The sequence below is a fragment of the Shewanella sp. GutCb genome (assembly GCF_002836135.1).
Taxonomy (GTDB): Bacteria; Pseudomonadota; Gammaproteobacteria; order Enterobacterales; family Shewanellaceae; genus Shewanella.
The window spans coordinates 1-25427 of record NZ_PJBL01000026.1 but is presented as its reverse complement, the minus strand read 5'-3'; the positions used below and the strand labels follow the sequence as shown (position 1 = coordinate 25427).

The window sequence follows — 25427 nt, the reverse complement described above, 5'->3', positions numbered from 1 at the left end:
TCGGAATCTTTCGCGATGTAATCTTGATCTAGCTGGCATATAATACAAAAATCACAGGTTAAGCAAAGACATATTTTGTATATTATAAGGATGTGCAGTGAAGACAGGTAAAGTTGGTTTGTTTACCATCGCTTTTGGTGTCGTTATTGGTGGTTTCTTACTTATTAGGCTAACACTAATCCCTTCGCTTACTCATGAAGGGCAACCATTAGGTAAAGCCATAAGAAATAATGAACTGGTTAGCAAAGTCCCTAGATTTAGCGACATTAAAGATGTAAAAGCAAAGAAACGTGCATTTTTTGATTTTCTGCGCCCATCTGTTAAACATCAGAATGCCATTATTGAAGATGAGCGTCAGTTTTTGATTGGTATTAATACCCAGCTTGAAAATGACAAACAACTCACTGATGCAGATGAGTTCCGTTTGCAACAGATTGCAGAAAAATACCAGTATACTTCGAGACGAATTAATACTAACACCATCAACAAACTGCTCGTCAGAGTCGATGTTGTCCCTGTACATATGGTGTTGATACAAGCCGCCAATGAGACCGGTTGGGGCAGTTCTCGTTTCGCGAGAGAAGGGCTTAACTTTTTCGGCCAATGGTGCTTTAGAAAGGGCTGTGGATTAGTACCACAATCTCGCACTAATGGGCTATCACATGAAGTCGCTGTTTTTAAAACAGTTGAGGACTCTATAGCCTCCTATATGCGCAATCTTAACTCCAATGCTGCTTATGCCTTGTTTAGGTCAATTAGAGCAGATATGAGAGCGGAGAACCAAGAGCCCAGTGCTGATAAACTTGTTTATGGCCTGGTGAATTATTCAGAAAGACAAGAAGCTTATATCGATGAGTTACTTGAAATGTTACGTCAAAATCAACCCTATTTAGTGGAAAAAAATGAAAAAATCCCTGCTGTTTAGCTTAGTTATGTTTAGTTGCGCAACGGTAAATGCTGAACCTATATCGTTAGAGTACCAAAGTTTTTATCAGCGACTTAAGCAAGTCAATAAAGGTAATTATCAACTGGTTGAAGTGGCTTTTTCAGTATCAAAAGCCAATGGTTGCAAGCTTATTGATGGAACAATTTCGACTGAAAAAGAGTCATTTCCATTAACGTTCACCAAAGACCAAAGAATATTTTTGCCTTATGACGCACAGTTAAAATCAGACAGAGCACTGATTAACCTTAATGTTGATGGCGATGCGAAGTCTTGCGCAATTGCGATGCAGGTGAGATCAAAGAATACAAAACAAGCATATGACGGTGCAGAGTTACTGCAGATCCAAACAGAAATGAATACCCTGTTAAGTATGATGCAAGGGTTTCCTATGCGTTATTTTGCATCTGAAATAGCCGGACTTAATTTAGAGTTTGATGCCGATGTTGTGATAACGCTCGATGGGAAGAAAATACCTGTTAGTGGAACTTACCGTTTGGATAAAGAAGTGATTGAAAGCCTTAACTCAATCGAGTTTAGTCAGGCGCCTAAAGTCATTAGCCCATGGACAGCCAAATAGCCTCTAAGCTGATCGAATAAAGCCCTCTAAAGAGGGCTTTATTAATATCGATTAACGCTTAACTTAGCTATTCGGACTATAAGTGCTAACGACATCAATACGCGCCGCTTTATCTAAATCAATATGGCCATTATTGGTGATATCAACAAAATCAAAGGCAGGTAGGTCAGATTCAGCAACATCGCCCTTCAAAGGCGCATCTGCATTACGCTCTAGCGCTAGAAAATCAAATTTAGCTCTGTCGACACCTTGAGAAGGCGCTGTATTTTGCATCGCAGTGAATATGGTTTCTATACGTCCAGGGAAATCTCTGTCCCATTGAACTAGCATATCTTTAACTGCTGCACGTTTTAGATTCTCTTGCGAGCCACAAAGGTTACAGGGGATGATGGGAAACTTTTTCAGCTCAGCATATTCAGCTATGTCTTTTTCTTTGCTATAAGCCAGTGGACGAATAACCATATTGGCACCGTCATCAGATAAAAGCTTGGGTGGCATCGCTTTCATTCTGCCCGCAAAAAACATGTTTAGGAACATGGTTTCAATAATGTCATCTCGATGATGACCTAGTGCAATTTTAGTCGCACCAATCTTTTGCGCAAAACCATAAAGCGTGCCACGGCGCAAACGTGAGCATAATGAGCAAGTGGTTTTACCTTCTGGAATTTTATCCATGACGATAGAGTAGGTGTCTTTTTCTAAGATATGATATGCCACACCAAGCGTGTCTAGGTAGGTGGGTAAGATCTCTTCAGGGAAACCAGGCTGCTTTTGGTCAAGGTTGACCGCCACTATTTCAAACTTGATCGGCGCTCGTTGCTGAAGGTTAAGCAGAATATCTAACATAGCATAGCTATCTTTGCCCCCAGATAAACAGCACATAACACGATCGCCTTCTTCAATCATGTTGTAGTCGCCAATGGCTTTGCCAACTTCAGAGCGCAAGCGTTTCTGTAGTTTGCTGCGACGAGAGATCTGTTCTGGTGATAATTCTTCGGACATAAAAAAACGCGCCTAGTACACAAATGTTCAGGGCGCGTATTATTCCAGCTAAAGCACTTCGGGTAAAGCCCGTTAAGCGTTAAGCTTCTTCAAGAGGTGATTTATATCCGTCAGGCTTCACCGCAAGTAAATCACAGTTAATACTGTCGATGACATGTTCTGCGGTATTACCAATGAGCGCAGCCGAAAGTCCGGTTCTGCCTATGGTGCCCAGAATGACTAATTCTGCATCAAGCTTTTGCGCGAGATCTGGGATCACATCTTCCGGTAAACCTTCTCTTACATGACAAAAATCAGGCGAAATATCATAGGCTTCGGCAAGATAGGTAATACGTTCTTCATGTTGTCTGCGAATGGTTTCACTGTAGGAGTGAGAGTCAAAGTCTGGTAACTCAATCGCCAGATTAACCGGTGTGCCTGGATAGCCGTTTACGAGGTGGATCTGGGCATCAAACTGCTTTGCGAGCTTTTGTGCATGTTCGATTATTTTAACATTTAATGACTGGTTGGTTTCGTCTTCAGAACTCACGTTAATGGCGCAGAGGATTTTACCGGCAACAGGCCAATCATGTTCTTTGACTAATAAAACAGGGACAGGAGCTTTTCTTAACAGATGCCAATCAGTTGGGGTAAAGATAACTGACTTTAGCTTATCGTGCTCATGAGTACCTTTAACGATGACATCATATTGGCCCTGAATAACGTGGTTAATGATGCTTTCGAAAGGACGGTTGTGCCAAACGACTTTAGATTCAATGCTGATATTTCCAGTCTTAAACTGACCAACTATATCATCTAACCACGCCTTACGTTGTGCCACTACGCCTTCGCGCATCGCTTCTCGTTCTTGGCCTGACAAAATAGATGTCATCTCATAAGAGAAATCGAAGATAGATAAAAAGACGGTAATACTGGCATTATTAGCCGATGCTAGTTCAATGGCTCTGGCTAATGCGGCTTGTTTATCGGTGGTTGGATCAACCACTACAAGGAGTTTTTGATAATCCATCATAACTTTATCCTTATCTAATATCGTATTACCATCTTGCACCATAAAGATGGCTTTGTATTGTTATAGATCAACAGAATAGTCGATAACGTTTAACGGGCAATATTACTGTTGCCTGATAGCTCACTTAACGCATCAATATCGAGAATGGTAATGTATTTACCTTTTACTTCAATAAGATCAGCTTTCTGAAAACGCCCCAAAAGTCGGCTAATCGTTTCTACGGTCAAGCCCAAATAATTACCGATATCACCACGAGTCATGGTTAAACGAAACTCTCTTGGTGAAAAACCACGGCTACCAAAACGTTTAGCAAGATTACTGATAAATGCGGCTAATCTTTCTTCGGCATTTTTCTTACTCAGTAGCAGAATCATCTCTTGATCGGTTTGGATCTCATTACTCATTAGACGCATAACTTGCTGTCTGAGTTTAGGCATTTTGCCGATGAGCTCATCCAATGTTGTATAAGGGATCTCACACACCATTGAGGTTTCAAGTGCTTGTGCAAAGCTTTGATGGAATTGAGAATGAATTCCGTCAAATCCTATCACGTCACCCGCGAGATGAAACCCCGTGATCTGTTCATCACCTTGCTCAGTAATGGTGTAACTTTTTATGGTGCCAGAACGAATGGCAAAAAGAGACTTAAGAGGGTCACCAGACTTAAAAATAGCTTCACCTTTTTGGATAGGCTTTTTACGCTCGATGATTTCGTCTAATTGATCTAATTCGGTAGTATTTAGAGTAAACGGAATACACAGAGTACCCATGCTGCAGTCATGACAATGAATCGCACAGCCTGATGCCATTTGACGACGATGTTTATTATTATTATCTACGCTCATTATCTATCTCAGTTTTGTGTTCACACACTATGTTAAACTAATTTAATAAATGGGGCTAGTTTAGCTGCCCAATTGCAATATATAGCGTCTGTATTCCGAAGGCGATTAACACTAAGCCACTGACTTTGCGGACTGACGCTTTTTGCACCCAACGACTAAAAGTACTCGCTGCAACCCCCGCACTTAATAAAGCGGGAAGGGTGCCTAAACCGAAAGCGGCCATCACCATAGCGCCATCAACAGCATTCCCAGCCGCTACAGCCCAAGTCAGCATGCTATAGACTAAACCACAAGGTAACCAACCCCATAACCCGCCAGCGATAAAGGCTTGTCGTTTATTTTTAATCGGGATAAAGCGATTTGCGATGGGCGATATTAACTTCCAAAGCCATTTACCAGCACGCTCTAGTTGTACAATACCCGACCATATTTGCGCAATGTAAAGGCCTGTGATCACCATCATAAGGCCCGCTAAAATCCGCAGCACTAATAAGTATAGGTCAACGTCAAACAATAACCCTAACGCATTAGTGCTGGCCCCCACGAGCGCTCCAGCCATGGTATAACTGATGATCCGTCCGCTGTTATAGCTAAACAGGTAACCCAGTTGATTGACTAATCGGTTACTGCCATCGTTTTGAGGTAAATTCGCGGATAAAGCACCGACCAAACCACCGCACATCCCAATACAGTGTCCGGCGCCCATTATGCCGACGAGAAAGGCACCGAATACGCTGTAATCATTCACCGTCTTTATTTTTCCCTGTGGCGTTCGGCTCAACCGTTGATGTGGCGGTATCTATCTCTGTCTTAGCTTTTTGTTCATGACTGTCGTCTTCAAACAAAATAGATATACTTTGTTTATCAAGATCATCGAATTGATCCGATTTAACCGCCCAAAAAAAGACACCTACAGCGACAAGAACAAATAACATAGCGATGGGGATCAGGACATAAATAATGCTCATACACGTACCTTGAGTAGTCTTAAGCTATTGCTAACGACTATAAGTGAACTGGCGGACATGCCAATAGCTGCAATATAGGGCGCAACATGGCCGCTAACAGCTAAAGGGATTATAAACAGGTTGTAACCCAGCGCCCAGAACAAATTCTGTTTGATGACCCGTCCGGTAAATTTAGCGACTTTTACGGCGTCAGAGAAACGCGATAGGTTATCGCCCAACAAAATAATATCTGCACTGTTTTTACTGATGGCGGCGCCGCTGCCCATCGCTACCGAAAGGTTAGCTCCTGCAAGCACTGGGGCGTCATTAATGCCATCGCCAAACATAGCGACTTGGGAGTGTTGTTGTAGTTCTCTGACTAACGTTAATTTGTCTTCAGGAGATAAACCTTTGTGAACATCTTCAATACCAAGTCGTTTGGCTAGGTTTTCAACTTCACCAGAGTTATCACCACTGGCAATACTGATGTTACACCCCAATTTCTTCAACAACTGCACCGCATTGGCTGTATCGGGCCTAATTTCATCTGCTAAAGTGAATTTAGCCCGCACAACGCCCTCGAGACTCAGCCAAACAATGATGTCAGACTCAAGGTGATGAGTGCCGTTAACAAATGATTGGCTACCAATTTTCACCTTTTGGCCGTTGATATCACCTTGAAGGCCATTGCCGACAAAGTTTTGCTTGTTGGCTACGCTGATTGCTGGGTTAAAGTGGCCTTGAAATGCATGGGCAATAGGGTGAAGCGAGCTTGCCTCAAGTGCTGCCGCATACTCAAGAACATGCTCTTTCGTCATAGCATTAGTGGCACTTTCCACCAGTTCTATATCTGTAATAGACAATGAGCCTAGTGTCAGCGTGCCTGTTTTATCGAAAACAATATGGTTAAGCTTAGGCAGCTTTTCAAATACACCCGCTTTACGAGTAATTATCCCCAGCTTTGTGAGTATTGCTGTGCCACATGTGACCGCTGTAGGCGTTGCCAGCGCTAACGCACAAGGGCAGGTAGCAACCAACACTGATAAAGTCACCCAAAATGCATCTTCTGGTGAATAAAACGACCAAAAGAGATATGTCCCAGTCGCAATTAACAAAACGGCTGCAGTAAAATAATTTGAAAACCTATCGGCATACAGCGCAATTTTAGGTTTACTGTTTGAAGCAATTTCTTGCAACCTGATGATTTCTGCAACTAGCTGATCTTGTCCTAATGCCGTCACTCTTACCGTTATGGGTTGCTCAATGTTAATGGTGCCGGCAAAGACTTGAGCATCGACAGATTTAGTCAATGGCATCTGCTCACCGGTTAACATGGCTTCATTAACCGACGAACTGCCCTCAATAATAATACCGTCAGCGGCAATAACATCGCCAGGCTTAATTAAAATCAAATTTCCAATAACAAGACGCTTAGCGGGGACTTCTTCAATCGTATTGTCTGATTTAAGAAAAGCAGTCAGCGGCACCAGTTTATGTAGATTACTGGAGCTCACGGACGCCTTTTGGCGAGCATTTTGCTCAAAATAACGTCCAAGCAGTAAGAAGAAGGTAAACATAGAGACGGACTCAAAATACACTTCTCCAGTCCCGTTAATAGTCTCTATGCAACTGGCTATGTAGGCACCACAAATTGCGATACTGACAGAGACGTCCATATTTAACCGGCCCATTAAAATGGAACGAATGGCACTAAAATAGAAAGGTTGAGCAGAATAGAAAACAACAGGGGCAGCAAAGAGCATGCTCACCCAACGGAAGTAATCTCTAAACTCTATATCGAGTTCGGTAAAGTAACCAGAATACAGGGCCAGGGCGAACATCATCACCTGCATGGTCGCAAAACCCGCAAGACCTAAGCGCAATAAAAATTTGCGACTTTCTTTCTTGCTTTTGGTTTCTTGCTCGTCAATCTGAAACGGCGCGGCTTGGTAACCTATAGCACCGATTTTATTGAGGATTTCGCTAAGTTTTACCTGCTCGGCATGCCAAGATATCAATGCGCGTTGCGTTGTTGAGTTAACTTGAATGCTCGCTATACCGTTGAGTTTTTTGACTTGGTGTTCAATGAGCCAAGCACATGCAGCGCAGGTTATTCCGTCAATGGTTAACGATATCTCATTTAGATCATCGCGTTGATGAATAAAATCTTGCTGTACTTCTGGCAGGTCATAGGCACTGACGCTGTTAAGTTCTTCTGGCACCAAAGCCGTTTGTTTGTTACCTGGCTCGGTTCTAAACTTATAGTAATTCGATAAACCCGCATCGATAATCGCTTGCGATACAGCCTGGCAGCCAGGGCAGCACATCGCTTTATCTTCATTTTGTATACGTGTAGTGAACTGGCTACCGGTTAATACTGGTTCACTACAATGGTAACAACTGATTTGACTCATAGATTTGGGTTCATACGTTTATGTTGCGATCAAAAAGGTTCAAATTAGTTTAGCCAGTACTGCTTATCATCAACTAGCGTGACGCGCTGCTGGATCCGCCATGTTTGATCAAATCCTTCAATGCGAACTTCCCAAGGTCCTGACATCGCTTGATGGATTTCAATGCGATATACGCCATTCGCGTCTGCAGTGACTATCTGATTAAAATCACGCTCTGCCATTGTAGGATGGAAAAAGCCAACACTAAGAGCAGCTTGGTATTGCTCTCCACCTTGCTGAGAAAGCTCGACATACTTATCATCAAACTCGAGCAGATAATTCATGCCCAACTGTTTTGCATGTTTGATTTTTCGAAGGTCCATATTAATGGCTTTACCTTCTTTATAATAATCCTCAGAAACAAGGGAGTCTTTATTATCAATTGCTAGATATAATAAGTTGAAACTTGCAACGACGGCACAAAGCGGAAGTACGATAAGAAACCAGGGCCAGAACTGTTTATACCAAGGCTGAGGAGTAGACATTTTTTAACACCTATTATTTGCTGAGACGACGTTTTTAAGAACCGCCATTTTACCGTTAAAAGTGTGATTTAGCACTTAAAAAAAAGGCCTCGTTTGTGACGAGGCCTAATATTACGTTTAATGTTACTTAAGTGTAACTACTTGTTTGACAAGCTATAAACGTATGCTGAGATTACGTGAACTTTTTCTTCACCTAATACATCTTTCCATGCTGGCATGACGCCGCTACGACCATTCTTAACTGACTGTTGAATAGCACCACGGCTTCCGCCGTACAGCCACGCATTATCCGTTAGGTTAGGTGCGCCCATGAATTTGTTACCTGTGCCGTCCATACCATGGCAGGCAAAACAGCCTTTCATGAAAGAACCTTGACCTTGAGCAGCAAGTGCTGCGTCATGTTCACGGCCAGACAACTTAACAACATATTCAGCAAGACCAGGTAACTCACTATCTTCGATTGGTAAACCACCTTTAGGCGGCATCATACCGTGACGACCATTCATAATGGTTGTCTTAATCGTTGCTAGCTCACCGCCATATAACCAAGCACCATCGGTGAGGTTAGGGAAGCCTTTGCTACCACGAGCGTCACTACCATGGCACATTGAACAGTTTTGCAAGAACAAACGACCGCCAACTTTTAGCGCTTCCTTATTCTTAACTAACTCTTCTAATGGCGTGTCAGCATAGGCCTTAAAGATAGGGCCAAACTTTTCATCAGCATGCTTTACTTCTTGGTCATACTGTACCCAACGTCCTTCCTCTTGAGCATCGATAACCGCCTGCTTAGATTCTGCGAGAGTACGTACACTTTGGTTAGAACTCGTCCAGCCTAAAAGGCCTTTGAAGCTACCAAGACCAGGGTAAAGTGCAAGATAGATAACACTAAACACGATAGTAATGTAGAACATATAACTCCACCATTTTGGCAGTGGGTTATTGAGTTCTTCGATACCGTCGAAGCTATGGCCCATTGATTCGCCTTCTTTTACGCCAGTGTTGTTCTTAGAACAAGCGCGTAGTAGAACGATACAACCAATGATGACCACAGACGAGAGTACAATGATCCATATACTCCAGAAATCAGTCATTACTTTTTCTCTCCTGAGTCCTTTGAAACCTCGGTTTTCTCTTCATCAGAGAAAACTAGGTTAGCTGCATCGTCAAATTGATCTTTACGACGAGAGCTATATGCCCAAGCAAATATACCGATAAAGGTAACCATCACAACTATGGTTATAATTCCTCGTAATGTACCGTAATCCATATCTTGCCTCCTTATTTAAGCGCGTGACCAAGTGATTGTAGATAAGCGATCAATGCATCCATTTCCGTCTTATCTTTCACTGCGTCTTTAGCAGCAGCAATTTCTTCATCTGTATACAGCTCATGTGTCGGATGAAGGTTGCGTAGGATATCCATTTTCTTGCCAGTCAACTCGCCGCTAAGCTTGTTTTCTGCCAACCAAGGGAAACCAGGCATATTCGACTGAGGTACAACAGCACGAGGATCAATTAAATGAACTTCATGCCACTGGTCACTGTAACGACCGCCAACACGGGCTAGATCTGGACCTGTACGCTTAGAACCCCACTGGAATGGGTGATCCCAAACAGATTCACCAGCCACCGAGTAATGCCCATAACGTTCTGTTTCTGCTCGTAGTGGACGGATCATCTGACTGTGACAGTTATAACAACCCTCACGTACGTAGATGTCACGACCCTCTATCTGCAAAGCAGTATATGGGATCTGGCCTTCTAGCGGCTCAGTCGTGTCTTTTTGGAAAAGTAGGGGAGTGATCTCAACCAAGCTACCGAAGCTGATTGCGATTACAGTCAAGATCCCTAATAGACCGATGTTTTTCTCAACTAACTCATGATTAAATTTCATCGAATCTACTCCTTAAGCTGCTTTTGCATCAGCAATCGCTGGCAAAGAATCTTTAGGGGCCTTAACAGTACGGATCACGTTGTATGCCATGATGAACATACCTGTCAGGAAGAAAACACCACCTATGAAACGAACAAAGTAGAATGGGTAAGATGCTTCTAAGCTTTCTACAAAGCTGTAAGTCAATGTACCGTCAGAGTTAACTGCGCGCCACATAAGACCCTGCATTACACCAGAGATCCACATTGAAACGATATAAAGAACAGTACCGATTGTTGCCAACCAGAAATGAACGTTAATAAGGTTTGTGCTGTACATACGGCCTTGGTTATACAGTACCGGTATCAAGTGATACAAAGAACCGATAGAAACCATTGCAACCCAACCCAAAGCACCAGAATGAACATGTCCAATTGTCCAGTCAGTGTAATGAGACAATGCGTTAACTGTTTTAATCGCCATCATTGGGCCTTCGAAGGTAGACATACCATAGAAAGACAATGAAACAACAAGGAAACGAAGAATAGGGTCCGTACGAAGTTTGTGCCAAGCACCCGATAGCGTCATGATACCGTTAATCATACCACCCCAAGAAGGAGCGAATAGGATAAGCGACATCACCATACCAAGTGATTGAGTCCAATCGGGTAGAGCAGTGTAATGCAGGTGGTGAGGACCAGCCCAAATGTACAAAGCAATCAGTGCCCAGAAGTGAACAATTGATAAACGGTACGAATAAACAGGACGACCAGCTTGTTTAGGGACGAAGTAATACATCATACCTAAGAAGCCTGCTGTCAGTAGGAAACCAACCGCGTTGTGTCCATACCACCACTGAACCATTGCATCGACAGCGCCACTATAAAGTGAGTACGACTTGGTTAGTGATAACGGCACAGCCATAGAGTTAACTATGTGCAACACTGCTACGGTGATAATAAAGGCACCAAAGAACCAGTTCGCCACATAAATGTGGGACGTTGTTCGTTTAACGATGGTACCGAAGAACACCACTGCGTATGCAATCCAAACGATGGTAATTGCGATATCAATAGGCCATTCAAGCTCAGCATATTCTTTTCCCTGGGTGAAACCCATAGGTAAGCTAATTGCTGCTGATATTATGATGGCTTGCCAACCCCAGAACGTAAATGCAGCTAACCTAGGTGCAAATAGTCGAGTTTGACAGGTGCGTTGAACGATATAATAGGATGTAGCGAAAAGGGCTGAAGTACCAAACGCGAAAATCACGGCATTCGTATGTAGAGGTCTAAGACGACTATACGTTAACCATGGAGTATCGAAGTTTAGCTGCGGCCAGATTAGCTGGGCTGCGATTAATACACCTACTGACATTCCAACAATTCCCCAAAACACGGTCGTTAAGGAAAATTGACGAACAATAGTGTAGTTGTAATCAGCGCCTTGAGGCTGGGAATGGTTCATCATTTTGCTTCCACTGCTTATTACTTATACTTATTATTAAGTAGAGCGAGACTCTACCCGGTAAAATGACACAAAAAAGCGGATTACCTATCGGAAATTAGCTACCTGTGTCAATGTGTAACCTTGCGTTTTATGAAGTAAAAGCAAGGCAATGCAATGATACTTGAGCTATGTCAAAAAAGATAGGAATTAGGCCTGCTGAAAAGTTGATCTAGATCAAGCTACTCAATAGAATGTTAATAGATTTGATTAAAAGGTTAATTATTGTGCAAATTACTCATAATTCAGTAGTATTGCGAGTTTTATATACGTTTTTTATAGCGATTAACATCAGTGGATGTGAACCTGATAACAGTAAAAATAACAAATCATTTGAGCAAGATACAGGACTGTGCAACTTCCAAGAAAAGGCGTGTACCAACACCGTTGATGACATTGAACTTAGTTTACGCATTACCCCATGGGATACCCCAAGTGAAAAGCCACTTTCCTTAAGTTTGAATAGCTCAGAACCACTCGAAAATGTAAAAATGCGTATTGAAGGGCGAGACATGTTTATGGGCATTATCCCTGTGAACTTGTCTAAAGACAGCGAAACGACCTATAGCGCACCGCTGATCTATGGATCTTGCAGTAGTGGCTACATGGTGTGGCAAGCCATTGTAAGTTACCAGCAAGACGGTATCGAAAAGTTCACCATCTTTGAGTTTCTTGCTGACAGCGAAAAGACCCGCTAATGCGATTAAAGCAATATGATCAAGCTCATGATTTTCAAAGTAGTGTGTTTAATGCGGTAACATCATCTGAAATATGACTACATAAACAGCTGTTTCTTGTTTTAGGTGTGGTTTAAATCTCAATATTTCAATATCGCTATTGATAATCATTCTCATTAAGTTATATTAGGCGTATAAATAAGATAACGTATAAGAGAATGTTATGGGATCTGTAAGTCAAAACCTCAATATCAATATATCGCAACAAAAGATGGCCCAACTAATACAGCAAGGGCACTTATGTGCAGCAGATTTTAAATGCTTAGACGCCGAGTCAAAGCAGACTGTTTGGCAGTTGTGCCTTTGGTGTTGCGAAAAGCGGATTCATTGTGAAAAAGCCTGTTTAAGCGACTGTATTAGTCATTGCGGCAGTAAAATAAGTATAACAACAGCTTAATTATGCGTAATAACTAACCTCTGAGCAATATAAGGCTACTTTGATGCAGCGTAACTGATTAATATGCAGTTATAGTCAGTGATCTTAGTAGTAATAAAATGCAGCTACCCAATGTTATGCCACTGTTTGACTCTATCCAATTCATTCAAAGCGGCAATCCCATCATAAATCAACATATTACTCAGCTAGCACTCTGTGGAATTGAAGACGCGAGTTTGGTATTTGAGCATGCCACAGACTGGCTGTGTGAACAGAAATTCAGTGAAAACAACTATAAGGCCTATCGGAGCGAGTTAACCACTTTTTTACATTGGTGTTTCGATGTTGCTCAAATAGAAGTCTCAGCAGCAGGGCGAAAAGAGATAAGCCAATACGTTGAATATTGCCAGGCACCGCCACTCACGCTAATAGGTTTTTACAATGTCGCTCAGTTTAAAGAGCAAAAGGGCAGTGAACTCAGAAGCCCCAATCCACAATGGTTACCTTTTAGAGGTAAGAAGGTGGAAGGTGTTGTACAGCCATACAGCTTAAGTGAAAGCGCGCTCAAAACCAAAATGGCGATTCTGTCCTCTTTCTATGCTTATCTTATGAGTGAAGATTTTGTTGAAAAGAATCCAGCTCAAATGTGGCTCAATAAAAGTAGGTTCTCGTCCAATAAAAAGTATCGCATCAATAATGACGGTGAGAATCAACTCGCCTTCACTGAATTACAGTGGTCTTATGTGATGTCGACTGTCACTAAGCTTGCTGCAGAGCAGCCCGAACTTCATCAACGTAGTTTGTTTCTCATTAAGCTGATCTACGCCTGTTATCTAAGAGTGTCAGAAGTATCAGCAAGGGCAGGTTACTCGCCTATTATGGATCAATTTAAGCGTAATCCTCAAACAGGAATATGGAGTTTTCATATTCCTTCAAGTAAAGGCGGCAAGCGCCGAACTGTATCCATGTCCGATGCTTTACTTGCCGCTTTAGTGGAGTATCGTCATTACCTTAATCTATCCGATTATCCAAAAACCAATGAAGGTCACCCGCTCATTATTAGGCAAAAAGCAGCAGGGAGAGGTAGGGAAGTCGGTTTAATCAATGCGAACCTTGGAATACGTCAAATAAGGGAAGAGGTAGATAAGATCATCGTACTTGCTGCCATATGTGCTGAAAATGATGGCTTTGTTGAAGATGGGGCACAGATGCGGCAGCTAAGTATCCATAACATTCGCCATACCGGCATTACCCATGACATCAATATTCATGGCCGGCCATTGTCACATGTGCAAGCTGATGCAGGGCATGAGAGCATCGATACAACGTCGCAATACTTGCACACAACACAAATTGAGCGCCATCAAAGTGGGCAAAATAGACCCTTAGATAACCTGCAAGGTATAGGTTAAAGGCTTAACTAGAGAATAAATTAGCCAAAGCCTGGTTTTTTTCTTATCCGTTAATCACAATACCAAAGCTTTAAAGTCATAGACAATATTTGAACTATCATAAAATCCAGAACAGTTAATGCCGATAAGTGACATTATCGGCATCTCATTAAAAAGTCTAAACCCAAGCCTAATCTCACGTCTTTTAGTTACTATTCTATAATAGCTACAATGACTTCAAGACTTACATTACCATCAACATTGCAACAGCAATGACTAAGCAGTGCTGCTGTATACATTGACGAACTAATTTATCGAATGATTAAATCGCACAGTCGGCGCTAAAATAGTTAACGCCAGTGTTGATTAAGGATCTACAGTTTTATCGAACTGTGCTTGTCATTACGGTATCTAGCAGATGCTGTGTTTATCGAGCACTAAGTATCAAAAGCCATCTATAGATGGTTATCTAACAATACGTCTTGTGAACATGATTAAACTAAGCTGCAATGCAGGTTAAAATTAGGTTTTGTATGAGCGCGTGAGCGAGTTCTTTTGTGGGGCTTTGAGCTGGAACTTGGGTTAGCCAAATCAATCAGCATCATTTCTACGAACTTGTGCAGCGGGCTATTTCAACAGAACGCGACCGTCAAACCAATATGCATGGTCGGAGCCAATGTTTGTTATTGAGTTAACGAGCATAGTTAGCATTGAAAGTTTGCAGTGAACGTTAGCTTTCTGCGTATGTTATCTAAGTTAGTTTTAGACTCAAGTTACTTTAACGAGACTAGAGCTTCACACATTCATAGAACAATTCACTCAGTGCATTAAAGATATCAAGCAAACGCTATGAGCAAAGCTCAAATCATGATCATGCTAAGATTAATTCTTGTATAGATGATTACTAACATGAGTTCAATATCAGCTAGCATCTAGAGATACAGCTACAGAGATATTGAGTTGGCAAATCAGTTGATAGTCAAAACCAAGCTTTAATCAGAAACTCTTATCTATAGCATAATAAAAGTGGCGTGCGGTGTGTGGCTGCTTTTAGAGATTGATAGGCTTAGTACTGCAGAATCAACACAGTAGCGCTGTACATATTCATCATAATGGTAATTAAACATTGTGTTAGCTATGTAAGCTGCAAATACCTTAATGAGTAAAACTCATTCGATAACATCCTTTTCTAGTCCATTATCAATTACACACCGTCATGCGCACAATGTATATTATGTTAAATAGGGTTTATGAGGAAATGAACTGGCATGATTTTTTTTGTTAATAACAAATTAACTCTGGATCGATCCAGTCTATTGTGTCAAAAAAAATTAGTTAGATTTTAGCTGGTTAAGCCATGCAGTAGACTTATCTAATGATTGGTTTAGCATTTAAGCGCTGGATCCTGCTTTCTATGACTTCACAAAATAAATATACCAGTTAGAGCTGAGATTTCCGTCCGCCAATTGGGAGTCTCAGTAATGCTGTCTATACCAACATACAAATCTTCAGTGATACTTCATGATATGTAGCGTCACTTTAAACGGTTGCTTCCAGAATTTAGTATTCCCGTTATTAGAAAACTGAAAACCTTCAGCAGTATGCTTAAGTACAAAGCAAATTGTTAACCCTGGCTATTGTACGATCCAACCGGAATTCATTATTTTTCTTGATATAGCTCTTAAAGATTTAGAATTACAATTTTAAAGCGTGCGCTACGTGAAATCTGACCTAGGACTACCCACAAATGTTGTAAGCAAGCACGTAGCAACACGTTGAATTTGTGTGCTTATTTAAATATTGGTCACTGTCACGCTTACCGAAATAATCTGATTGACTCAATCCCTCATAGATATATTTAAAATAGTTCAGTCGTTTTTACACTACCAGGATTGCTAGTGTCGCACGAGTGCTGTCATGGGGGTTTGGATTAAGAGGATTGTGACTGAACGAGCTTATCTGTTCATAGTCGATGTTCGAATCATCAAACTATACGTTAAAGCCATTATTAGACCTGTCACTGAATGCACTTTTTTAAGATATTTTCTAATTAACAAATATCCATATTGTACGAGGTGTCTCATTTGGGAAAATATTTTCCCGATGAATTCAAAATCAAACTGCCCTAACCCACTTCTGGAAAAAAGAGTGTTAGTGCTAATACTCAAAATTGTCTAGTTCACATTATGATAAGTATGGCGAAGCTCGGTAACATCGTAGCGATTGTTGAAGTAAGCTTCTTAATAGGTGGCCAAACTAGCTATGCCACAACACCCTAAAGGCATGCTTTGGGGTGGGTTTATTGTTTCTCACAAGGGGATAGGCTTTTGGGCTACGGGTGAATGACGCAAAGAGTCTTTGAGCCTCTAGTGAGTGCAACATATAACTCTTTACTGGTCATTTCTTTTGGGTTTATAACTATGCAATGATCATATTCCAGTCCTTTTACTAAAAGTGTTGTACCTATCTGCTTATTAAACTTTAAAGGTCTTCCAGCATGTCTAAATGCTTGTCTATATAATTCAAGAGAATCTGTTAATTCTGCACCCTCGCCGCAATTATGCAGTTTTAGAACGCCTTTGAACCTATTTAACAAATCTCTACGGTAAGTTTGTACTTGAGCTTGAGATTCAAATTCACTTACAATTTGTAGCATACTGTCACTAGTAGAGTGAGCAAGGAAAGAATTTGATAGTTCTGTAAGTTTTTTATTTTTTGTTCTACTAGATATTTTCGCTACTTCACCTCTTTTTGTAGGTGCGGTTAACTCTCCAGCAATACCTGTCATGCATTTCTTCAAAAATTCAAAGAACTTAATAAGCTTATTTGCTGAACTCTTTGCCTTTTCTATGCTCTCCACTGCACTAGCGAGCACCTTCCCTTCAACCTCCTCTATTGATGTAAAGCGCCCACTAAGAGATTGAGCTAATTTATGACTTTTGTTCTTTGACCTTTGGTTACCTGAGAAGATAACAATTGATGAGCCCACTTGTGAAGCCGACTTATAGAAACTAGCAAAACGCTTACGAGGTTCAACTGTGAAATCATGTATATCAATTTTAAGCAACTCCAAACCTTTGGGCAATTGAGCTGGTAATTGAGGAGCTTGCTCATTCTCTATATCCGCCCTTATATTTACTAGCCAATCACCTAACTCATTAGCTCCAGAGTTCCTCCATCTCCATGGAATAGTCAACTCCCCAAACTTCAAGAAATTTGGGTATATGTCGCGTTCCCAGCAAACGGGTTTATCCGCGAAATCAAAAATTGATTGCAAAGGATCACCTACTATTCTACATGGAAGGAAATCAACTAAGCCTAATATCAAATCATGCTGCATTTCCGAACAATCTTGATACTCGTCAATATAAATACCAGTATACGAGGTTTTAATTACTCTTATGGCAAAATCGGAGTTCAATAATTTCCTGCATGCCTTGTACACATCATTCCAATCACTGGATTGAGGGAATTCTTTTCTCCACCCTGAGTTACTAGGATATGACAAGCACATTTTCAGAGCCCAACTTGCAATAGTATCAACCTGAAACAAACTCGACTCTACGTTAATATTCCTAAGTTTTTTCTTTAAAGAATCAACTCCAGCATACGTATGTGTAAGAATTAATTGCCGAGAAGATGCTAGCTTAATAGAACTCGCAATTAAATGAGTTTTACCAAATCCTGCGGGCGCTATGATATAACCACTCGTAGTGGTTTTAGCAAGTATTTCAGGTAGAGACGGGGGCATATACCACGAACTCCCATACTTCATTTAACTTATTAACAAGGTCTGAAGTGTTAAATTGGGGGTCGCCAAAACATGGCGAAACTACTGCACACCATTCTTCACCATTAGCAATATTTTTATACCAACTTCGTTTCTTAGCAGCGAGTCCAATAGACATTCTGAATTTTTCATTATCAACCCACTCGCTATGTTCTTTTGGAATTGAACCTTGGTAAGTATTTGTCACATGACTCCAAACGTCTAAATTTAACTTATCTCGCGCAAAATCCAATGACAGCAATACATACTCCCAAGAAATATCACGAATAACCCTTTGCTCAATTGCTAAATTTTCAGCCCATGTCACCACTTTTATCCCAGACTCGTTTAACCTAGCCTCATCTTGTTCAGAAAAGTTATCAGGTGAATCAGAATCTGCAAAAACAGCTACTTGATAATTTAGTGCTTTAAATGCATTTGCAATCGAAACAATATTTTTAGCACCGCGGGCATCAACTAGCTGCACCCCATGATATGACATTGGCTCAAAGCCATTATCTAGTTTGTAGTCATCAAAGCCTCTTAGAAATCCGACTTCTGTAGCTCCTTCGCAAATAATGACTTTTCGAGCTAAAAATGCTTCTGAGAGGTCTCTAATTTTCCCTTGAATCCCGAGTTCATCCAAAGTTTGATTAGATGCATTCTCTATTTGCAATATACCTACATCATTATGAACCACGTTAAGATTGCTACATTTTAGTTCTTTTAACACTGTGGTGCTGTGGGTCGTAATAAAATACTGACCACTTAAATCCTTACTTAGGTGCTTCAGCAACCTCGTAATTCTATGAGGCTCTAAACCTGATTCAATTTCATCAATAAGAGTTATATGGTTTGGCAAAAGACATTTAGCTTGTATTCCACATAGAAGCATCCTCCTAGAGCCTAAACCTAATTGCTTTACAGGAACATCTCCGTCATGAAGCGCAAGCCCTCCAGTATGAATGTTAATTGAATTCGAATCTAAATGAGCTTTATAAGCTCCAGACGTTGTAATCCCAAGAGATAAGGCTACTTCATGTGTTAGAACTGCTGCATTATCGAAACACTCTAAACTACTTCTATTTGTGTCTAGAGATTGACGTGCTGATCGAGAGGCTTGAACCAGTGAGCCATTCAAATTTGTATCAGAGGTCAAATTAGTTAACGGTGAGCCATTTGCCCAAGATAGCTGTCTTGATGTGTATGCGCCTATCATCGACACGCTAACTTTTTGTCTATCCGAAGTTCTAAACTCCACCCCTTCTGGGATTCTTGCGTTTATAACTCGCCATTTTGGTTCTAAATCACTAGATACATTCAAAGAAACTGTTAATACATTTTCTATCTCATCTCTAGGCTCATCTTCTAGAATCAGAGTCTCACTATTCCATCCCCGAAGATGTTGGCCATACTTTGTTATTTGAAAGAACTCATCAGGTAAGTCACCTATGGTAACTTCAATAACGATGTCATTTTCAATGTTTCCTTGGTAAAAATCAGAGTCAGACAGCGACAAATTCCAGTGAGGGTGAAAGGCTAATTGAATAGCATCAAGTATTGTTGTTTTTGATGAGTCTCCCTTGCCAATAAGACATACAATATTTTCTGTTGGGACATTCCACTCTAATGTCTTTATACCTCTGAAATTTGAAACGCGAACTTGCCTGACTTTCATTTTTAGCTTCCTTGATATTACTTTATGTTTTCTTAAAGTTTGCAAATCCTATGAACACTTGAGGTACTTACCCCAATGTTCGTTGCGATTTTAGATTTTGTCATACCTGTTTTTAAAACTCTTTGAACTTCATCTGTTTTCCCCATAGCGATTGGCTTTCTCCCCTTGTACTTCCCCTTCGCTTTAGCCAATGCTTCCGCCTATCGTTCTGGAGATAGCTCACGCACGGCACCAATCAAGGTTACCATCAAGCGCCCAGTCGGTGATGACGTATCAGTATAAAGAGGGCAGGTTTTGTATTTTGACGATCCATTCAAGAATGTATGGTAAACATTATTATAAATAGGCTACTCAGCCTAATGTCCTACCACGGAAAGGCATAAACGTGTCAGCAGCATTTCACTGACACGTACCTGGATAGAAATGATCCAGTGACTATGCTCTCACTCGTCAAGTTCGAGTTAAGAAATCAGCCTTCTTACAAAGAAGGCACAGTGCAAGGCTTCCCACCTTATGTTCACTTATAAGATATCGATATTTCGATATTTTAATGCAAAGCGGTTGTCATCAGAAATGTAGGCTTCACTTAGAGTAACTTGAGGCTCATGATTCTTCCTGCTGCTATTTATCAATGTTACTATGTTAGCGATAAGCTGTTTTTTATGATCTGGGAACTTATATCCTAAAGTGATACTGCAAACTCGGGCGTTTATTTTACTCCGGTCGTTATTAGGGTAATCAAATATCTCGAAACTTACTTTCTCACTTCGATTAGAAAACAGCCTGACTTCATCTTCATATGACCACTCTTTATTTTTAGTTAGAACGTATTGATTGAATGCGTATGAATCCTTTTCTTTATTCCTTTTAAATTCATCGGTATAACTAACTTTTTCCACTCCAATCCCATCAGGAATTTCCCCACCAAACCAATATTCAACCATGATACCTTGGTGCTCCTGAGCATAATGAGACCACATCAGCATAGAGTCATTGTTGTTGGAAAATGAGCAAATTCGATAGTTTGAGTCAATAAGGTGAGCTGAGCCAACTTTGTTCAATGTTGGTAATTCAATGGGGTCATTTAGTTGTTCTTTCGACGCTAAATAGAAGTATTGATTTGTGAGGGAGTCGATGGCGTTAATGTTGAAGGGCGAATACTTGAATAACCTATTCCAGCGTCCTGCGGTAAATGTATGCCATTTGAACTGATTAACTAAATTGGCGTTATATAAGTCGCGTAACTCATCAAATTCGTCTTGCGGTATGTCTATGTTGGGCAATCTTTCTGCGCTACTAATATAGTTACCGATGATGACGTGACTGTAGTCTTTCGACGATCGCATCAAACTCAAAGCTAGCTTGTAGTGCACAAAGGCATTGCTGTGATCTTCTTTTCGCTCATAGCAGACGCCAATACAATTGTAAGATGACATTGTAGGAGGATTGTCATTGTGAAATTCAGTAACACTATCTATCACGTAATCATATTCACTGCATTCTATTCCAAGGTTGTATAAACGCAGGAAGTCATCATTGTCCATATCACCACTGGAGAGTTTACCCTTCATCTCAGTTAACTGTCTGCTATGGTGCGAATTTTTCCACTTAGCTTTTAATGATTTTAGTTCTGTGTCTAACTGCTCGTAGAGGAAATGTTTGAATAGGTCTGGGTTATCAAGAATCTTAACTGCCTCTTGGTAAATATCCATGAAATCGACTTCAATATCGAAGTTACTTCCTTCAGCGAAAAGTTTTTCTAACTTTTCAATTTTTTGTTTAAAATTATAAGCTTGATTTAGAGCGCTAGATTTACCCTCTAAAGATGCAGTCTTTTCACTAACGTAATCTAAGACTTTTTTGTTTGGTTTTTGGTTAAGATATGACTGGGCCAGCAGATAATATAGGCGAGAATCCAAATTATGTAAGAGAAGAACATCATCTAATGGAGCCTCATCATAATTGGTTATTACGTCTTGAAATGCTTCAGCTCGAAAAGCTCTCTCTATAAGCACTGCTCGGGTCGGATTTGGGTTACCTTTTTTGAATTCTTTCACGCACTCTTGGTAGATGCTTTTGTGGTCACCATCAAGAAAGTTGCTTACTTGCCAGTCATAAAGCTTTGATAATAGCTCGTCCTTACTGATTAAGCCTTGGTCAAAATATGGTCTAACAATTTCTACATTAACTTTATCTATAGCATCAATCAGGACAATTCCTTCATCAAACTCAGAAAGGTAAAAATGTGCTGAGATAAGCATATTTTGACTACAGCAAACCCGAACGTCCAAAAGTATTTTTTTGATTAATAGCCAATCTTCACGTGAAAGCCCCAACATTGCATTGGGGTTAGGGTATATGTTATTGATGTTATTTGTTAGTTTATTGAAATGTCCATTTTCATAGTCGAGCTTTAATGATTTTAAGCAAGATACCATGTCTCTACTTGTATAATACAATCCCCAATGCGCATCAGAGTTTTCTTCATCCAATTCTATAGATTTTCTGAAAAAGCTTGCGGAAATATGGTGAGAATCAAACATTTTCTCAGCTGTATTCCCCAAATAACAATAGGCAGCAGATTTACCGTCAAATCGTGAAACGATTGCACTAAAAGTATCTTGCTTGTTCTCTTGTTTAAAGTCTTGCATGAAATAATAGAAACCCAGATACCATTCATTTTCTGAAGATAACCAACAATCTTCTAAAAAAGCGAGCATTGAATAGTTTTTGTTGTTAATCCACTCAATTATCTTTTTGTCACTAATCTGGCTCATCTCATTTACCCTATTCAAACAATATAACTTGTGAAAGTTCACACCAAGAGGATGACTTTGCTTTGGAGCATAATCTGTAATGATAAAGCTTAACGCTACCACCTTTAATAGTACCTTTTAATTCCTATAATTCATATGCTTACATTGCATTCTTAGACGACTCATTGACGAATTACTATGCTTTGGAACTATGAATTAAATACTGGGAAGTCGGGAGTGCACGCACGACTGACAAGCTTTCTTAGGCAAAATAAACGACACCTAACGCCACTGTTTAAGCGGAAGGATAAAAAAGTTAACACTTAAGATGCGGAATAAGAAAAGTATAAGGAGGTGCTAAGGCATTGATATTTTGACGTAAATAAATTAGCTGGCGATGCTAATGGATCGCTATGGCTAACGAAAACTCTATTGCTCACCTCACACCAAAAAAGCGTAAGATCTTACGCTGATATTTACACTATAAAGGTATCACTCGGGCTTGTTCAACAATCGGGATAAGGACGCGGCTACGCACGGCCTATCCTTATTCGTTAGGCGAAAACTTCACGTTTAGCTTTTTCAATCAAATCTTTCGCATTTAACTTATCGTAAACTTCATTAAAATCAATATAAAATCGCTCATACAACGTACCATCAAGATCCGTCATAAGAAACTTATCTCTCAAATCATTAAAACCATTCTCTAAAATTGAGTAGTTAAAAATATATTTGAAATAATAATCTTTATACTGAGAATGAGTCATCAGGGTTGATTCGGCAGTATTGAGGTAAGTTTCATATGTTTCTTCAAATCTAGCTAATAGTAATTCTGTCGAGAGTTGATGTGTAAAATAGTTAGTAAAAGCTCCTATTAATAGATCACCAGCCTCTAAGAACGTTAAATTTATATCATGTATATTTAAATGAGAATTGGCACTTTGTACAATTTCAACTAGTGATTCCTTTGCAAAAAATCCTTTTACTAACTCTTTATTCATATTAAGCAATCGATTTTCATAGATAGAGTTATCAACTCCAAACATAACATAATAAGGGCTGCGCCCTAAAATAGATGTTTGTCGATAAAAATGAACACCATAACAACAGGAAAAGACCACGGCTAAACCCATTAGTGATTTTGTATTTATAAGCTGAAGATGCTTCGTTAAAACATCCCAAGAAACAAATTCTCCACCAAGCTCTATTCCTTCTTTAGAACCATGAACTTCAATAAATAATAAAATCCCTTCATTAGGTTTAATTTCATCATAAATATCACTCAAACCTTGCAAAAAAATATCTTTATCAATGTAATTGCAATAAGTTACATTCAATTTTGGTTCTGAGTTTTCTATGTTGTTTTTTATTTCTAAACCAGTACTCATGTCTCCATCACGGAGGGACTCAATCACGAATACTCTATCAATAAATTGCTCACCTACTTCCATCATTCACCTTTTCGTCTAACGCCACGCTAAGCAACAAACAACGGTTTTCTTGTCCGTTATTGACAGCCAAGTTAGGTTTACTTATAACCAACAAGCACAACCTTTTCACTTTTATCTAACTCGATAGTACATTGATTAGTGTCATAATAGAGCCTAATACTAAACATAATAATTGAATCGTTTTCATTAATAGTGTGTTTTTAGCTGGACAGGTTAGCTGCTTCCAGTTTCTTAATTATCTTGATTTCGTTACATCAGCCTAAAAATTACCGCAATGATAAAAGGCTTAATCTTTCACTTTCACCCTAATGCAGCCAGATATTTCTGTAAACCTAACGCCTCGTATCAGTAACGCTGGCTCAGCATACATTTGTTAGAGCGAATTAACACGATTCATTCCATCTCGCACAGCGGTAGTAAATTTTTCTAGTTCTTCTGTGATCTGTTTACGTCCATTAGGTGTTAAGTTCTTGAAGAACGTCTTTCGTAACCCCTTACCTAGTTCTAGTTGCACTCCCGATGCTGAAGCGCAGCGATTACAAATATTTTCTTTTGAGGTCCCTTGAAGGCGGGAGTTAGTATGTTTGTCTACTTTGAACCCAGCTTTTTTCAAAGAGGCACTTATTTGACTTTGAAGGGCTTTATTCCTGCCTCCAAGATATACGATTTCGTTATCGCTAGCTTCTCCGTGAATGGCTATTGTGAAATCACTGCTTGCAGCTATCTTCAATGCTTGGGGTTCATCGAAGTTTGTACTAGTAATATGCAGCTTGCCGTTACCCGCCTCCTTTACTCCTTCAAAAAGATAATATGAAGTGTCATCTCTAGCTATTGCCAGAGTGATCTCACTTGTCCCAGGTTCAATCGCACCGGCATGAGGCGCAATTACTAATGTTTTTGATTCCCGACAGGCTAATTTAATTACAAAGTCCCGTCCCGCTATTTCGGAATTAGCTAAATCTTCAAAATTTGAGTATTTGTCTACCATAATATTGCGCTCTATTTCTATGCTAAGCGGACTTAAATTATTAATTATAATGTGGAGCGAAGCAGAGCCTAACCAACTGTTTGAGTTCCGCATAAACGCCTTTCTAGCAATTTAAAACTTTTCGCCTTTACTGCCATTTTTCAGGTAGTACAGATTACCATCGATAATACTATTTAAAGTAGCCTTTACTGAGATTGTTTGTTGTGATGAATCTACGCTTTTAGCTAGTTCTCTGAGGGCATCTAAGTCTATCGAATCAGCAAAACCACTAGCAGTTATTTCCACATAAGGACCATTAGTTGAGTCACTACCTGTATTGGCTATTACTTCTGCAACTCTAATGATGCCGTTATCGGCATTCATGGTATTTGTTAAAAATTCTTTAGCCTTTTCCTTCGATGACTGCCTTAAACCAAAGAATATATGTGTTTCCAAATGATAACCTAAGAATATTTTTTGTTTTAGAGCTTCAATCGAAGCACTCTGAAATTTAGATTCAAGTTCAGCCAATTGATCATCTGAAACCCATGGTCCATCAGAGTACTTATCTTTAATTTGATCCCGAGTTTTGACTAAAATATCAGCCGAGAGTGGTGCATTTTCTATTCTATTAATCAAACGTTCTATAAGCTT

The 25427-nt window shown here is 40.1% G+C and carries 22 protein-coding genes; 5 read left to right on the top strand and 17 right to left on the bottom strand.

The window, feature by feature from the left end:
• Positions 1-97: 97 nt before the first annotated feature.
• Positions 98-925: a glucosaminidase domain-containing protein gene (locus CXF86_RS15525; protein WP_101091666.1), complete on the top strand. Its 828-nt coding sequence runs from the start codon at positions 98-100 to the stop codon at positions 923-925.
• Entirely contained in the window at positions 903-1523 is a 621-nt protein-coding gene (locus CXF86_RS15520) for a DUF2987 domain-containing protein (RefSeq protein WP_101091667.1), read from the top strand. Before CXF86_RS15525 ends, CXF86_RS15520 begins: the two co-directional genes overlap by 23 nt.
• 63 nt (positions 1524-1586) lie before the next feature.
• On the opposite strand, the gene ttcA is transcribed toward CXF86_RS15520, so the two are convergent.
• The 11 genes from ttcA to ccoN all read right to left on the bottom strand — a co-directional run bounded on the left by ttcA (position 1587) and on the right by ccoN (position 11612).
• The gene (ttcA, locus tag CXF86_RS15515; protein WP_101091668.1) at positions 1587-2525 is read right to left on the bottom strand and encodes a tRNA 2-thiocytidine(32) synthetase TtcA; all 939 of its coding nucleotides are present in this window, start codon (positions 2523-2525) and stop codon (positions 1587-1589) included.
• A gap of 79 nt (positions 2526-2604) precedes the next feature.
• The gene (gene uspE / locus CXF86_RS15510; RefSeq protein WP_101091691.1) at positions 2605-3537 is read right to left on the bottom strand and encodes a universal stress protein UspE; all 933 of its coding nucleotides are present in this window, start codon (positions 3535-3537) and stop codon (positions 2605-2607) included.
• A gap of 89 nt (positions 3538-3626) precedes the next feature.
• The gene (gene etrA / locus CXF86_RS15505; RefSeq protein ID WP_101091669.1) at positions 3627-4382 is read right to left on the bottom strand and encodes an electron transport transcriptional regulator EtrA; all 756 of its coding nucleotides are present in this window, start codon (positions 4380-4382) and stop codon (positions 3627-3629) included.
• A 55-nt stretch (positions 4383-4437) separates the two neighbouring features.
• Positions 4438-5130: a sulfite exporter TauE/SafE family protein gene (locus CXF86_RS15500; RefSeq protein ID WP_101091670.1), complete on the bottom strand. Its 693-nt coding sequence runs from the start codon at positions 5128-5130 to the stop codon at positions 4438-4440.
• Complete coding sequence (gene ccoS, locus CXF86_RS15495) at positions 5123-5350, bottom strand: cbb3-type cytochrome oxidase assembly protein CcoS (RefSeq protein WP_101091671.1); 228 nt, start codon at positions 5348-5350, stop codon at positions 5123-5125. The genes CXF86_RS15500 and ccoS overlap by 8 nt, the downstream gene beginning before the upstream one ends.
• Entirely contained in the window at positions 5347-7743 is a 2397-nt protein-coding gene (locus CXF86_RS15490; RefSeq protein WP_102039440.1) for a heavy metal translocating P-type ATPase, read from the bottom strand. Before CXF86_RS15490 ends, ccoS begins: the two co-directional genes overlap by 4 nt.
• A gap of 44 nt (positions 7744-7787) precedes the next feature.
• On the bottom strand, positions 7788-8267 hold the full coding sequence (locus tag CXF86_RS15485) for a FixH family protein (protein ID WP_101091673.1): 480 nt from the start codon (positions 8265-8267) through the stop codon (positions 7788-7790).
• Between the two features lie 137 nt (positions 8268-8404).
• On the bottom strand, positions 8405-9361 hold the full coding sequence (ccoP, locus tag CXF86_RS15480) for a cytochrome-c oxidase, cbb3-type subunit III (RefSeq protein ID WP_101091674.1): 957 nt from the start codon (positions 9359-9361) through the stop codon (positions 8405-8407).
• Positions 9361-9537, bottom strand: coding sequence for a cbb3-type cytochrome oxidase subunit 3 (locus CXF86_RS15475; RefSeq protein WP_102039439.1), 177 nt, complete (start codon positions 9535-9537; stop codon positions 9361-9363). Before CXF86_RS15475 ends, ccoP begins: the two co-directional genes overlap by 1 nt.
• A gap of 11 nt (positions 9538-9548) precedes the next feature.
• Positions 9549-10163, bottom strand: coding sequence for a cytochrome-c oxidase, cbb3-type subunit II (gene ccoO, locus CXF86_RS15470; protein WP_101091676.1), 615 nt, complete (start codon positions 10161-10163; stop codon positions 9549-9551).
• A 12-nt stretch (positions 10164-10175) separates the two neighbouring features.
• Entirely contained in the window at positions 10176-11612 is a 1437-nt protein-coding gene (gene ccoN, locus CXF86_RS15465; protein WP_101091677.1) for a cytochrome-c oxidase, cbb3-type subunit I, read from the bottom strand.
• Between the two features lie 263 nt (positions 11613-11875).
• Between ccoN and CXF86_RS15460 the strand changes: the two genes are divergently transcribed.
• The 3 genes from CXF86_RS15460 to CXF86_RS15450 all read left to right on the top strand — a co-directional run bounded on the left by CXF86_RS15460 (position 11876) and on the right by CXF86_RS15450 (position 14173).
• On the top strand, positions 11876-12346 hold the full coding sequence (locus tag CXF86_RS15460) for a hypothetical protein (protein ID WP_232775103.1): 471 nt from the start codon (positions 11876-11878) through the stop codon (positions 12344-12346).
• Positions 12347-12548: 202 nt separating this feature from the next.
• Positions 12549-12782: a hypothetical protein gene (locus CXF86_RS23090; RefSeq protein WP_101091679.1), complete on the top strand. Its 234-nt coding sequence runs from the start codon at positions 12549-12551 to the stop codon at positions 12780-12782.
• Positions 12783-12880: 98 nt separating this feature from the next.
• Positions 12881-14173 (top strand): tyrosine-type recombinase/integrase, encoded by a 1293-nt coding sequence (locus tag CXF86_RS15450; RefSeq protein ID WP_102039438.1) that lies wholly within the window; start codon positions 12881-12883, stop codon positions 14171-14173.
• Between the two features lie 2311 nt (positions 14174-16484).
• On the opposite strand, the gene CXF86_RS15445 is transcribed toward CXF86_RS15450, so the two are convergent.
• The 6 genes from CXF86_RS15445 to CXF86_RS22785 form a co-directional block, all read right to left on the bottom strand.
• A complete protein-coding gene (locus CXF86_RS15445; protein WP_180961085.1) occupies positions 16485-17903 on the bottom strand; it encodes a UvrD-helicase domain-containing protein in 1419 nt (472 codons plus the stop codon).
• Positions 17884-19599, bottom strand: a complete 1716-nt coding sequence (locus CXF86_RS15440; RefSeq protein WP_102039436.1) for an ATP-dependent nuclease — start codon at positions 19597-19599, stop codon at positions 17884-17886. The genes CXF86_RS15445 and CXF86_RS15440 overlap by 20 nt, the downstream gene beginning before the upstream one ends.
• Before the next feature lie 521 nt (positions 19600-20120).
• Positions 20121-22376: a DUF2971 domain-containing protein gene (locus CXF86_RS15435; protein WP_102039435.1), complete on the bottom strand. Its 2256-nt coding sequence runs from the start codon at positions 22374-22376 to the stop codon at positions 20121-20123.
• A 533-nt stretch (positions 22377-22909) separates the two neighbouring features.
• Complete coding sequence (locus tag CXF86_RS15430; RefSeq protein ID WP_180961084.1) at positions 22910-23809, bottom strand: hypothetical protein; 900 nt, start codon at positions 23807-23809, stop codon at positions 22910-22912.
• 370 nt (positions 23810-24179) lie between these two features.
• Entirely contained in the window at positions 24180-24794 is a 615-nt protein-coding gene (locus tag CXF86_RS15425; protein WP_180961083.1) for a poly-gamma-glutamate hydrolase family protein, read from the bottom strand.
• A gap of 111 nt (positions 24795-24905) precedes the next feature.
• Positions 24906-25427, bottom strand: a 522-nt coding sequence (locus CXF86_RS22785; RefSeq protein ID WP_219622740.1) for a hypothetical protein, incomplete at its 5' end; no start/stop codon positions are given.